Here is a 12,292-nt window from a genome sequence, read left to right on the forward strand (position 1 = left end):
ACAGATAGCAGCAGGAAGAAACGGTTATGATTAAGGAAAAACATGAAGATACAAGGTGAATGATACACAGAAAAGCAGTAAACAATAGGAAGTTGATTAATAAACGGCATAAGGAAAGGAATAATCATAAATCCGGAGAGAGTCCGGAAAAAGCCACAGCCATCATGCATGAGAAATGAGCTAAACAGATAAAAGCAGTATGAGAATAAGAGGAGAAATGATTGGAAACCTATGAGAAATGCATCATTTTTAAGGAGAAATGAGGGAAATACTATGAGAAATACCACTTTATCTTTTATTTCTCATAGTATTATATTATTGATTTACAAGCCGTTATCATATCACCTATGAGAACATGAGAAATGAATATGAAAAAACACTTGCAGAAGGCAGGATTTCTCTTTGATATAAATACAAGAAACTATCCACACCTATGTTTTTCGAGAAAATGATAAATCGGATCAGTTCATATCATGGATTTATTTCGTACCTTTGCCACTCGATTTATATAAAAAGAGAAAATGAGTAAAGAATACACACTCGCAGATTTCACAGATATTTTTGATTACTCCACAGGATGGTTCAGCGACAGTAGCATTTGTAGTCTATTCTATCAGATATTCAAACGATTCCCTTCCATGAAAATGGTGAAATATAAAGTAAACCAGGATTTTCTGAAAGAAATCAAGGAACTTTATCAGCAAGATGACGCGTTCGATATATTCGAGCATGTGTACTGCAATCATTTTGAAAATGAAAAAGAAGAAGAGGAGGAAGAAGAAGAAGACAATACAGGTACAAAAGAGTTATACGACTGTATCGTTATCTGCAAAAAGAATTTAATGATCGGCTATTTTGATAATTGCGTAAAGATTGTCTATTCCAATATCGACGAAGAGGAAATCAATCATCTCAATCAGATTTGCGAAAATCACAAGAAGGAAAATGAGAAACTTAACAATCTATTTATAGTAACATACTCTCATAACTACTTCAGCCTGAAACAATCGCAAGTCAATGAACCTGCTATTCAGATTGATCGTCACTATAACGATGATTTTGTTCCCGTAGCTGCCGAAATCGAACACTTCCTGCTAGAGGACAACAAAAGCGGATTAATCATTTTGCATGGGAAACAAGGTACTGGAAAAACTACTTATATCCGCCATCTCATTAATCTTGGTAAAAAAAGAATGATTTATATGAGTGGGGATCTGGTAGATAAACTTTCGGATCCGAGCTTTATCACTTTTATCCGCCAACAAAAGAACTCTATCTTCATCGTAGAAGATTGCGAAGAACTATTATCAAGCCGCAACGGAGGCAACCGTATGAATGCCGGATTAGTCAACATACTGAATATCAGCGACGGACTGTTGAGCGATGAATTGTGTATCAAATTTATCTGCACCTTTAATGCTCCACTAAAAGATATCGACGAAGCATTGCTTAGAAAGGGACGCTTGGCTGCCCGATATGAATTTAAAGACCTGACCACTGATAAGGTTAACCAACTGATTAAGGAAGAAAGTCTGGATATTCCCGAACAAACACATCCCATGACACTGGCTGAAATCTATAATTACGAAGGAATGGATTTCTCCTTGGGAAGAAAACGGGTAGGATTCTAAAATATTCTCCGGAATAGAATTGCCAGAGAAAAAACAGGCAATTATTATTATGAAATATAAGTATATAAATTTTATCTGCAGCCGGACACGATTCGACATTTTTATACGTTTATTATATTTAAAAGAGTTGCCCAATAATAGGGCAACTCTTTTAAATATAAAACTTCTTAAGTTCAAACTAAACTTGTGATACCTTATACGGACATATTCTTACTTATAAGTTAACGGAACTTCTAAGATATTCACTCACAAAACCTGCTATTATCCAAAGCTGAAGGGAAAAGCGCTTTCATCAGATAAAGCAATTAATCCATTTTTCCGTTGGATACAAATTTTGTTCTCCCGTGCCAACCAACCGGCGGCCAATGCTGTACTTTCTACGCTTAGGTTTAATCTTCTCGCCAATTCAGGTATTGAAATTTCACCAATTTCTTTCAGGGCATACCAGACCTTTCCGGCATTGTTCCCTACAATCGTTTTATCCATGGCTATTTTTATTAATAATTCGGTTACAATATAGTCATTTCAACAATAGTTTACAACAAAACCAGATTTTTTATTTTAGTTTTTGACATTATTTAAAACAAGAAAATCAATTTCGCAATTAACGGTTAAAAACTCGGTCATAGTTCATACCATAACACTACTGGAAGGCACATTATATATCAAAATAAATTCTCAAAACAGGTATAGGGAAACCATAGAAAGAAAATAGAAAGTTGACATTTCCGCAATATCGGACAAGTCATTTCGCTTTTTTACCAATACCTTTGCGAAGTGAAATACCAAAATTAGTTATGCAACAGAAAAAAACAACGAAAGAAGAATATCAAAAGTGCGTAAATGTGGTAGTGGAATACATCATCCAACATTTAGGAGAAGATATTGATTTAAAATCTCTGGCCAGAATTTCAAACTTTTCTCCTTTTTACTTTCACCGGATCATGAAAGCTTTTCTCGGTGAACCGATTGGTACGTTTATTGTCCGGACGCGGACAGAAGCTGCCGCACGCCTACTCCGCTACTCGGATATTCCGATTGCCGACATCGCCTACCGGATTGGCTACTCATCTCCTTCTTCGTTGTCGAAAGTGTTCAAGCAATTTTATGGCATTTCACCTTTAGAATATAGAAACAATAAAAACTTTGTAATTATGAAACCAGCGATTATCAGGCCAGACCTGGAACTAAAAAAAGAGATCAGAAATGTCTCCGAACGGAATGTGATTTATATCCGCCTTACAGGGGACTACAAACTAAATGATTACGGCGGCACTTGGGGACGTTTATTCCAATTCATCAAAGAACAAAAACTGCCGATGGGAGATTTCAGTCCGCTTTGCATTTACCACGATGATCCGAAAGTGACGCCAGCCGAGAAACTGCGTACAGACGTATGCATGGTGATGCCTGTAAAAGTTGCTCCCAAAAGTGATGTGGGATTCAAGGTTATCCCAGCCGGACGTTATGCCATCTTCCTTTACAAAGGACCGTATGACAATCTGCAAGCTGTATACGATACGATTTACGGAAAGTATCTGCCCGAAATGGAATGTACACTGCGTGATGAAGCCAGTGCCGAGCGCTATCTGAACAATCCATGTGACACTCCTCCCGAAGAGTTGCTGACGGAGATCTATATTCCGGTAGAATAATCCGGATAAGGGGACGAAGGAACAGCAGTCACTTCCAGACAGGCTGTTCCCTCTTCCCTACCTGCTATTTTTCAGCATAGACGCCAATCCTGTTTCCTTCACTATCCGTGAATACGGCAAACCATCCTTTATCGTCTGCCTCAATCTTTGTTTTGGGACTGACCACTTCCCCTCCTTTCAGAAGCACTTTTTCCAACGTTTGTTCAATATCCTCACAGTTGAAATGGATAAGTACGCCATGCGTTGAAGGAAGAAAGTCGAAGTTTGAAGCATAAGATATTGCACCGACGGTTTCACCTTCTTCCGTGAAACAAGCCATTTTCTCTGTTTCACATTCAAAAGTCGGAAGTTGCACACCCAACACAGTTTCGTAAAAATCGACAGCCCGACGGAAATCGGTAGCAGGAATCTCAAAAAATGCAATTAATTTTTTCATTTCGTTTCTTTTTTATGGTTACTACTAAGCCTTTGCAAAGACATTGCAAAAGTAGGGTAACACGAGGAAGCCCGATAGGAAAAAAGAGACATCTTCAGAGTTTAGAGAAATAATCGGAATAAGGGGCACATACAGAAAGATACTCCGCAGGGGTATAACCGGAAAAGAGTTTGAATTCCTTTATCATGTGAGACTGATCGGAAAAGCCACATTCATAAGCCACTTGTACGAAAGGAACAGTAGCATCCTGTTGCAGCATGAATAACGCCCGTTGCATACGGATAATACGAATAAATTCTTTGGGAGTAGTACCGACATAATCGGTGAAGATACGCCCGAATTGCTTGCTGCTCAAACAGGCTGTCTCCGACAAATGAGAAATGTTGATTTGCGGCCGGAGATTTATTTCATGGAAAACAGCAGACATGCGCTTGAGATTATACTCGGGAAGAGTGCATAAACGACGAAGAAAAAACTGCTCTATCAACCGAATACAAACTGCATTACGAGAAGTATCCGTGACCTGTTTTACTAAGTCCGACAGTTCTGCATCTTCCATCGCACCGGTGTCTACATTCTGTCCGCGGAACAAATGACTGGGTATGTGAAACAATGCTTTTACCGCATAAGGTTGGAAAACAACAGTAATCATCTCTATCCTGCCTGTAGACATCACATCCGAGAAACCGACCGATTGTCCGGAAATAAAGGATTGGGGTTGCAGCTCCGACTCGCCCGACAAAAGAAGTTGTTTCCCTTTATGGAATACCAGTTGCATGCAGCCAATAGGCAGAGTCCGTTCGGAAACAGGGGCTATTGAGTCGTCTTGCAATATCCAGTAATGCCGTATATAGGGAGCCAGTGCAAAACAGGGTTTTATCAATTGAAATGATTGCATATAACAAAGATATTATTTCTTAATCCAAATGCAAAAGTAAAACTCCTGTTTAAAAGGGGATAGTAAAAAAAGGACTTCTTTACTTAATTAAAAAAAGCATCCTCTGCTTGAAGAAGCATGATTACAGCTCACATCCAAACAGAGGAAGAATTCTTTAGATAACGGAAAGTCCATATTCGTAGGCTTCCGACATCGCATTGTAATCTGCGTCGGAATATGCGCCTTTATCCCTTGCTTTCTGCATATCTTTCATAAACGATTCTACAGAAGACAGGAAACTAGAATAGTTTTTCTGTTCTTCATCATAGCCTGTCACAGCAGGAAGCTTCTTTGCAGCTTCGAGTTCCTTCTTCAGTTCCGCCATCTTCATGTCAATACGCATACCGTCCAGCGCATGTTTGCGGGAATAAAGATTCATGATGCTTTGCACAGTGCCGGACATCTTACGCATAGCCATGATCTGATCTTTCAACGGTTCGTCGGCAAGAAGTTCTTTTTCAGCCTGTTCCGTGAGCGGGCTTAGAATATCAAAAATCACTTGTTTATATTCGGACATTTCTACACTTAGCCGGTAGTTTTCATCCAAGAGCTTGCCAGCCTTGGCTGTCTCTTTGGCCTGCTTGTAAGAGAGAAACTTATTAAAATTATCATAGAATTGCGTCCGTGCACTAAAAAGTCCTCTATAACTCTGCTTCAGATTCTGACGGACTTCTATATTAAAGTAATCTCCCGGATCCATCAATTCCGCAGTGTCTCTGGCAGATACTTCAGGCGGTGCTATCGGAGATACTTCAGGAACTTTTCCTGTCTGTTCCATATATCCCAAGACCGCATTTACGTCTTTTGCATTAGCTACATGCCTCAACACGATGAGCGATGTATGATAATAGTTTATCACTTTACTGGCATTATCCAATTCCTCCGGAGTGACGGAGGACGCAGCCTGTTTCTTGTTTCCTCCCGAACAGGAAACCAATAAGAAAGCACCTATCAGTGCTCCAAACAATAAGATATTCTTCTTCATAATAATGGTTAGTTTATTGAGACTTTCGTACTATAACAATAAAAATCGTTTTTTGTTATAGACAAACAATGCATATTTGATAAGTGTTCTATACATGATATTAACTTAAAAATAAAACAAATATGGAACAATCATTTCAAAAAGGAGTTGTGCTCCATTTGGCTTCCCTCATTGAATATACTGAAGGAGGCGTCATCAGCAAACAGTTAATCAAAAGTCCGGCAGGAAATATCACTTTATTTTCTTTCGACAAAGGAGAAGGGTTAAGCGAACATCGTGCTCCGTTTGATGCGCTCGTGCAGGTATTGGAAGGGGTAGCGAATATTACTGTAAACGGAAATCTATTCACCGTAAAAGCAGGAGAAAGTATCGTATTTCCGGCGAATGCGCCGCATGCCCTTACAGCAGTGGAGAGATTTAAGATGCTGTTGACTATGATTAAGGAATAAACAACCATAGTGTATAAAAACAAAAAATGGCTACTCATCACGAGCAACCAATCTTTTGTTAACCTTAAATCTAATACTTATGAAAAAAACACTGTACAAAGGTACCATATTTCAGGTAAATAGCAAATTTTAGAGCCTAAACAGCCCATATTATAACAGGGTTTAATACTCTGGGAAGCGTATTAACATTTCAGACTTTACACGTTAACATTTAACATATTCATTCACACAAGTTACTTCTTGGGTAAGTAAGAATACAAAAAAGGGACATCATTGAAACAACATCGGCTTTTTTTTTGTAACTTTGAACTATGATAATCAGTGCCAGCCGCCGGACAGATATTCCGGCATTCTATTCCCAGTGGTTTTTTAACCGGATTAAAGAAAGATATGTATTAGTGCCCAATCCATATCATCCGAAAATGATTAGCAAGATCTCTTTATCTCCTGCTGTAGTAGATTGTTTTGTTTTCTGGACCAAGAACCCGGCACCTATGCTCAACCAACTGGAGAAATTGCAGGATTACAACTATTACTTCCAATTTACACTTAACCCTTACGGAGAAAAGCTGGAAAATCATTTGCCCTCCATCGATAAACGAATGGATACCTTTAAAAAGCTGGCTGATAAAATCGGCAGGGAAAGGGTGATCTGGAGATACGATCCGATACTGACGAACGAGGAATACAATGTTTCTTTCCATCAGGAAGCATTTGCCCGGATTGCCGACGGACTCAAAGACCACACTGCCAAATGTATGCTAGGATTCATAGATCATTACCAGCATATCCGGAACTCTGTACGGTCATTCAACATCTATCCGCTGACTCAAGAGGAAATAGAAGAAATGGCTGTCTCTTTTAAAAAAACAATAGACGCTTATCCCGACATACAGTTGGATACTTGTACTGTGAAGGTGGATTTAAGACATTTGGGTATTCCGAGCGGCCTGTGTATCGATAAGAATCTGATAGAAAAGATCATCGGTTATTCCATCCTCGCCCAAAAGGATAAAAACCAGCGTAACATCTGCAACTGCATTGAAAGCATTGATATCGGAACTTATGAAAGTTGTCTGAACGGATGTATTTATTGTTATGCCATCAAAGGCAATTATAACACGGCAGTATATAATAGGAGGAAACATGATAAAAACTCACCGCTACTTATCGGTCATTTATCCGAAGAGGATATCGTAAAGGAACGGGAGATGAAAAGCCTGCGGGATAACCAATATTCGTTGTTTTAATCTCTTCGGTCTACAGTTGGCTTACAGGCATAAAAAAAGGCTATCTATCCCAGACAGCCAATCTTTTGTTAACCTTAAATCTAATACTATGAAAAACACAGTACAAAGATACGGACTTTTCGGTTATCTCCAAATTTTGAGGTCAAAGCAACGTATCTTATAACATGGTTTAATAGAATCAGAACCGCATTAACAAATGAGTGGCCGGCCATTAACATTTAACAGTTTTCTTAAAGAATCAAGGCGTAAAACTGGAAGAGATGCAAAAGTTTTCGAATCGAATACCTTATCTTATTAAAGAGAGTTTATGCGGGCTAACAAATTCCTCTGCCAGCTGTTTCTAATAGAAGGTAACCATCAAATTCCCATTATATGAACAGATTCGAAAATAAAGTAGTTGTCATCACCGGTGCTGCCAGTGGCATAGGCGAAGCAACCACACGCCGCATTGTCTCCGAAGGAGGCAAAGTAGTCATCGCTGACCATTCCAAGAAAAGAGCGGAACAGCTTGCCAACGAACTCATGCACGCAGGGGCTGACGTGCGCCATGTCTATTTCTCCGCCACCGAACTCCAGAGTTGCAAAGAGTTGATTGATTTTTCCATGAATGAATATCAAAGAATAGATGTACTGATTAATAATGTAGGAGGAACTGATCCCAAACGTGACCTTAGCATCGAAAAGCTGGACATCAACTACTTTGATGAAGCATTCCATCTGAATCTCTGCTGCACGATGTACCTTTCCCAACAGGTCATTCCTATCATGACTGCCAATGGCGGCGGAAACATTGTCAACGTAGCTTCCATAAGCGGACTTACGGCTGATGCCAACGGCACTTTATACGGCGCCAGCAAAGCGGGTGTCATCAACCTGACGAAATATATCGCTACTCAAATGGGAAAGAAAAACATCCGTTGCAACGCCGTAGCTCCGGGACTGGTACTTACTCCCGCTGCATTGGACAACCTGAATGAGGATGTACGTAATATCTTCCTCGGTCAATGTGCCACTCCTTATCTGGGAGAACCGGAGGATGTTGCAGCTACCATCGCTTTTCTGGCTTCGAACGATGCCAGATACATCACCGGACAAACAATTGTGGTGGATGGCGGACTGACCGTCCATAATCCGACAGTAGCGTTATCATAAAACGACCGGATAACGTATTATCGGTAAAGATGATAGGTTATTAACCGGCAACCATTACAAAAATAATCTCTTTTTCCTTGATGTTACCGATAGGAAACATATCTTTGTGACCAGTCAGTAACAAAAGTATCAAAGTATGGAAAAAGAGATTACTAAAAACAGACAGGCTACGGAAATGACCCTGATTAAAGCCGTCAACGACATCATCGAAGAAAGCGGTTTCGAAGGGTTGGGGATCAATGCGGTAGCAGCCAAGGCCAAAGTTTCAAAAATGCTTATCTACCGTTATTTCAATTCGCTGAATGGACTGATAGCAGCCTACATTCAACAGAACGACTATTGGATTAACTTCGATGAAAAGTTACCGGATCAGACTCATTTAGCCGCATTTATCAAGCAGATATTCAAAAGACAAATCATGTGGTTACGGGAGAATTATACATTGAAACGCCTGTATCGCTGGGAACTGACAACGGACAATAAGTTTGTGAAAGAGTTGCGCAACAAACGGGAAGAGAAAGGTATCTGGCTGGTAGAGGCAGTCAGCAAACTTTCAAAACATCCGAAAAAAGAGATTGCCGCTATGGCTTCCATCATCACCGCAGCCATCAGTTATCTGGCATTGCTCGAAGAAAACTGCCCGGTCTACAACGGCCTCAAAATTCAGCAGGAAAGTGGCTGGGAGGAATTGGAAGAAGGCATCAATCTATTAGTAGACCTCTGGTTACAAAAACAACTCTAATCAAATGAATAAAATGACAATAATGGGAATATGGGTTCTTTCTCTATTGATAAATAGTGGATGCGACCGGGATTTAGTAGAATACGACAGTAACGATCTTAAAATATATATTGAAAAAGGGCTTTATTCCCCTCGAATAAAAAAAGGCATAATTATTAATGATTAAGTCGTTATATCATTCAACAAATACTAACTTTACGACGTTATAAAATATAAAGAGCGAACGAAATGATTGTTAAGACATTACTAGATACCGATCTTTATAAGTTTACCACATCGTATGCTTATATCAAACTGTTTCCCTATGCAATGGGCACGTTTAGTTTCAACGACCGGAATGAAACCCAATATACCGAAGATTTCCTGAAAGCACTCAAGACAGAGATTAAGAATCTTAGTCAGTTGAGGTTTACGGAAAAGGAACTGGAATATATGACGAAAAACTGCAGATTCCTTCCGAGGGTCTACTGGGAGTGGTTATCTTCTTTTCGTTTCGACCCGAATAAGATTGATATTCATCTGGATGAAGCCTGTCATCTTCACATGGAGGTGACTGACTTGCTCTATAAAGTGACGCTGTATGAAGTGCCTTTGCTCGCGATTGTCTCCGAAATCAAAAACCGTTTCTTTGGCAATGTAGCAGACATGAACGAGATTCTTTGCAAGCTGTCGGAGAAAATAGAATTGTCGAATCAACATCAGCTCCGCTTTTCCGAATTCGGCACACGGAGAAGATTCTCCATTGATGTGCAGGAAACGGTTATCAAGAAGCTGAACGAGACGGCACATTATTGCACCGGAACTTCCAACTGTAACTTTGCAATGAAATATGGAATGAAAATGATGGGGACTCATCCACATGAATGGTTTATGTTTCATGGAGCGCAGTTCGGATATAAACATGCCAACTATATGGCACTCGAAAACTGGGTGAATGTTTATGACGGGGATTTGGGTATCGCACTTTCCGATACATATACTTCCGGTATCTTCCTTAGTAACCTTAGCCGCAAACAGGCCAAACTTTTTGACGGAGTGCGTTGCGATTCCGGTAATGAGTTTGAGTTTATCGACAAACTGGTTGCCCGTTACAAAGAGTTGGGAATTGATGCGACAACCAAAACCATCGTTTTCAGCAATGCCCTCGACTTTACCAAGGCATTGGATATTCAGGAATACTGCCAGAACAAAATACGCTGCTCTTTCGGAATCGGTACCAACCTTACCAATGATACCGGATTCGAGCCTTCGAACATCGTGATGAAACTGACACAATGTAAGATGAATGTCAATCAGGAATGGAGAGAATGTATCAAACTGTCTGATGATGAAGGAAAACATACCGGCAGCCTTGAAGAGGTACAGGCTTGCCTGTATGAGTTACGACTCAACTAAATTATAACAATGTTGCACATATTTTCCGTAAGTTCTCCAAATGCGCCATAACATTCTTATCCTTTCGGGCAATTTGCATATTATATCTTGTCTGCATATTCACCAACAGCTCCGCATTTATATTGGTAGCAGCTTCAATCAACAAAGCAAAATCAGTAGATACAGGACGACGCCCATTCAATATATCATTCAGCATCGTATACGACACTCCTACCACCTCTGCAAATCGTTTCTGCGATATTCCACGAGATTGTAATTCTTCTTTTATAATCTCTCCCGGATGTACTGAAACAAAAGAATACCCTAAATTAGACATACTATTCTTATTTATAATGATTCGTTATGTCGATTATAGAACAAATAGTTATGATGGGTTCGGAATCCGTAGTCGATATTTTAAATTCCAGTCGATATTGTTTATCGATCCGAATAGATGAAATACCTTTTTTAACTCCCGTCAAGACTTCATAATTCAACGAATTCAAAGGATAAAGTGCTTCTACATTCAACGCTTCAGCCAAAATGACAATTCGCTTCACATAATTCCTTATTACTTGAGGTTGAAAACGATGCTTCTTATCGCTACATTTACCTTCATAATAAAGTTCTGAAAGATATTCCTTTTCAAACTCAATAACCATTTCTCTACTTATTACGACAGTACAAAGATAGCAGTTTTTTTTCAGAATACACTAAAAAAGTGGATATAATGATAGCAATTCTATCAAACTTGGCCAAAGTCCGAAAGCTAGTAGATAAAACTTGCTATCACCTTATCAACACAACTCTATTCATAGCAGTATTAATAAAAAAACGCTGCAGGTATGTTCTTATTCTATACTATCTGTGACTATAGTAATAAAAGCTATAGCAATCAGCCCAAAACCTTTTAGGATTTGAATCCTTTCACTGCTCTTTCCAGTCTTTCCAGAGGTAATTCACCGGATTGTCTCCAGAGCTGTTCTCCTTTTCTAAAAAGAATAAAGGTAGGAGTCGACTCAACTGTATAGAAATCTGTAAGGGCAGGTTCCTGATCGATGTCTACTAATACCACTTCCAATGTTCCTTCCATCAGTTTCTTAAATTCGTCAACAACCGGTTTCATACGTTGGCAATGAGGACACCACGTTGCATAAAACTCTGCCATTACCCAATCACCGTTAGCCAGTTTCTCCTGATTTCTTTCTTCACGAGCTATTTTCTTTTCTTTCATATGAATATCTCCTTTTAATTAATTACTATCACCCTAACAATATCAGGAGAAATATAGTTTAGAAAAATAGCAAGGTTACACACTAATTAAAGAATCCGTTTTAAAGATAAGCATTGCACAAAATTGCAACTTTCGTGCAAAAAAGAAACATCCTATTCAATATTTATTTATCTTTGCCCCCCGAAATGGTTCAGAATCCGTATCCAACGGACGACGATTAATAGGGAATCGGGTGCAAATCCCGGACAGTCCCGCTGCTGTGAAGCTCTGTTCAATGTCTTATAATTGAACTAATTTAACGCCACTGATGTTAATCGGGAAGGCAAATAAGACAAGAGTCAGTCAGAAGACCTGCCATTTTGTGTAAGACGCTCCCCTCCTCGTGGGTTAGGAGAAAGAGTATCACTTGTTAAGCCCCAAATCAAAAAAATACTGTTTTTCGTCGGG

The 12,292-nt window shown here is 39.4% G+C and carries 14 protein-coding genes and 1 riboswitch; of the genes, 7 read left to right on the top strand and 7 right to left on the bottom strand.

What is annotated here, in order from left to right:
• The first annotated feature begins 521 nt into the window (after positions 1 to 521).
• Positions 522 to 1,631, top strand: a complete 1,110-nt coding sequence (locus AB3G73_RS10320) for an AAA family ATPase (protein ID WP_195650062.1) — start codon at positions 522 to 524, stop codon at positions 1,629 to 1,631.
• Positions 1,632 to 1,892: 261 nt separating this feature from the next.
• On the opposite strand, the gene AB3G73_RS10325 is transcribed toward AB3G73_RS10320, so the two are convergent.
• Positions 1,893 to 2,117, bottom strand: a complete 225-nt coding sequence (locus tag AB3G73_RS10325) for a winged helix-turn-helix domain-containing protein (RefSeq protein ID WP_004296847.1) — start codon at positions 2,115 to 2,117, stop codon at positions 1,893 to 1,895.
• A gap of 311 nt (positions 2,118 to 2,428) precedes the next feature.
• Between AB3G73_RS10325 and AB3G73_RS10330 the strand changes: the two genes are divergently transcribed.
• Positions 2,429 to 3,286 (top strand): GyrI-like domain-containing protein, encoded by an 858-nt coding sequence (locus tag AB3G73_RS10330; protein WP_148365022.1) that lies wholly within the window; start codon positions 2,429 to 2,431, stop codon positions 3,284 to 3,286.
• Positions 3,287 to 3,350: 64 nt separating this feature from the next.
• Here AB3G73_RS10330 and AB3G73_RS10335 read toward each other — a convergent pair whose 3' ends face one another.
• From AB3G73_RS10335 to AB3G73_RS10345, 3 genes are all read right to left on the bottom strand, one after another.
• Positions 3,351 to 3,722, bottom strand: a complete 372-nt coding sequence (locus tag AB3G73_RS10335) for a VOC family protein (RefSeq protein WP_367744789.1) — start codon at positions 3,720 to 3,722, stop codon at positions 3,351 to 3,353.
• 94 nt (positions 3,723 to 3,816) lie between these two features.
• Complete coding sequence (locus AB3G73_RS10340) at positions 3,817 to 4,620, bottom strand: helix-turn-helix domain-containing protein (protein ID WP_320975196.1); 804 nt, start codon at positions 4,618 to 4,620, stop codon at positions 3,817 to 3,819.
• A 154-nt stretch (positions 4,621 to 4,774) separates the two neighbouring features.
• Positions 4,775 to 5,644 carry a hypothetical protein gene (locus AB3G73_RS10345; protein WP_148365024.1) on the bottom strand — a complete coding sequence of 290 codons (870 nt, stop codon included), beginning with the start codon at positions 5,642 to 5,644 and terminating at the stop codon, positions 4,775 to 4,777.
• A 122-nt stretch (positions 5,645 to 5,766) separates the two neighbouring features.
• Here AB3G73_RS10345 and AB3G73_RS10350 point away from each other — a divergent pair, with 122 nt between their 5' ends.
• The 5 genes from AB3G73_RS10350 (at position 5,767) to pncB (ending at position 10,632) form a co-directional block, all read left to right on the top strand.
• Positions 5,767 to 6,093, top strand: coding sequence for a cupin domain-containing protein (locus AB3G73_RS10350; RefSeq protein ID WP_195650060.1), 327 nt, complete (start codon positions 5,767 to 5,769; stop codon positions 6,091 to 6,093).
• 311 nt (positions 6,094 to 6,404) lie between these two features.
• Positions 6,405 to 7,343 carry a DUF1848 domain-containing protein gene (locus AB3G73_RS10355; protein WP_074559087.1) on the top strand — a complete coding sequence of 313 codons (939 nt, stop codon included), beginning with the start codon at positions 6,405 to 6,407 and terminating at the stop codon, positions 7,341 to 7,343.
• Positions 7,344 to 7,715: 372 nt separating this feature from the next.
• Positions 7,716 to 8,495, top strand: coding sequence for an SDR family NAD(P)-dependent oxidoreductase (locus AB3G73_RS10360; RefSeq protein WP_367744792.1), 780 nt, complete (start codon positions 7,716 to 7,718; stop codon positions 8,493 to 8,495).
• A 136-nt stretch (positions 8,496 to 8,631) separates the two neighbouring features.
• Positions 8,632 to 9,237, top strand: a complete 606-nt coding sequence (locus AB3G73_RS10365) for a TetR/AcrR family transcriptional regulator (protein WP_195650058.1) — start codon at positions 8,632 to 8,634, stop codon at positions 9,235 to 9,237.
• 228 nt (positions 9,238 to 9,465) lie between these two features.
• Positions 9,466 to 10,632 carry a nicotinate phosphoribosyltransferase gene (pncB, locus tag AB3G73_RS10370; protein WP_195650056.1) on the top strand — a complete coding sequence of 389 codons (1,167 nt, stop codon included), beginning with the start codon at positions 9,466 to 9,468 and terminating at the stop codon, positions 10,630 to 10,632.
• Between the two features lies 1 nt (position 10,633).
• On the opposite strand, the gene AB3G73_RS10375 is transcribed toward pncB, so the two are convergent.
• The 3 genes from AB3G73_RS10375 to AB3G73_RS10385 all read right to left on the bottom strand — a co-directional run bounded on the left by AB3G73_RS10375 (position 10,634) and on the right by AB3G73_RS10385 (position 11,845).
• Entirely contained in the window at positions 10,634 to 10,948 is a 315-nt protein-coding gene (locus AB3G73_RS10375; protein WP_148365029.1) for a HigA family addiction module antitoxin, read from the bottom strand.
• Between the two features lie 7 nt (positions 10,949 to 10,955).
• Positions 10,956 to 11,273: a type II toxin-antitoxin system RelE/ParE family toxin gene (locus AB3G73_RS10380; protein ID WP_007766544.1), complete on the bottom strand. Its 318-nt coding sequence runs from the start codon at positions 11,271 to 11,273 to the stop codon at positions 10,956 to 10,958.
• A gap of 248 nt (positions 11,274 to 11,521) precedes the next feature.
• A complete protein-coding gene (locus tag AB3G73_RS10385; protein ID WP_148365030.1) occupies positions 11,522 to 11,845 on the bottom strand; it encodes a co-chaperone YbbN in 324 nt (107 codons plus the stop codon).
• A gap of 169 nt (positions 11,846 to 12,014) precedes the next feature.
• Positions 12,015 to 12,219: riboswitch (cobalamin riboswitch) on the top strand.
• The last annotated feature ends 73 nt before the right edge of the window (positions 12,220 to 12,292 follow it).

Source organism: Bacteroides sp. L008 (assembly GCF_040812255.1).
Taxonomy (GTDB): Bacteria; Bacteroidota; Bacteroidia; order Bacteroidales; family Bacteroidaceae; genus Bacteroides; species Bacteroides vicugnae.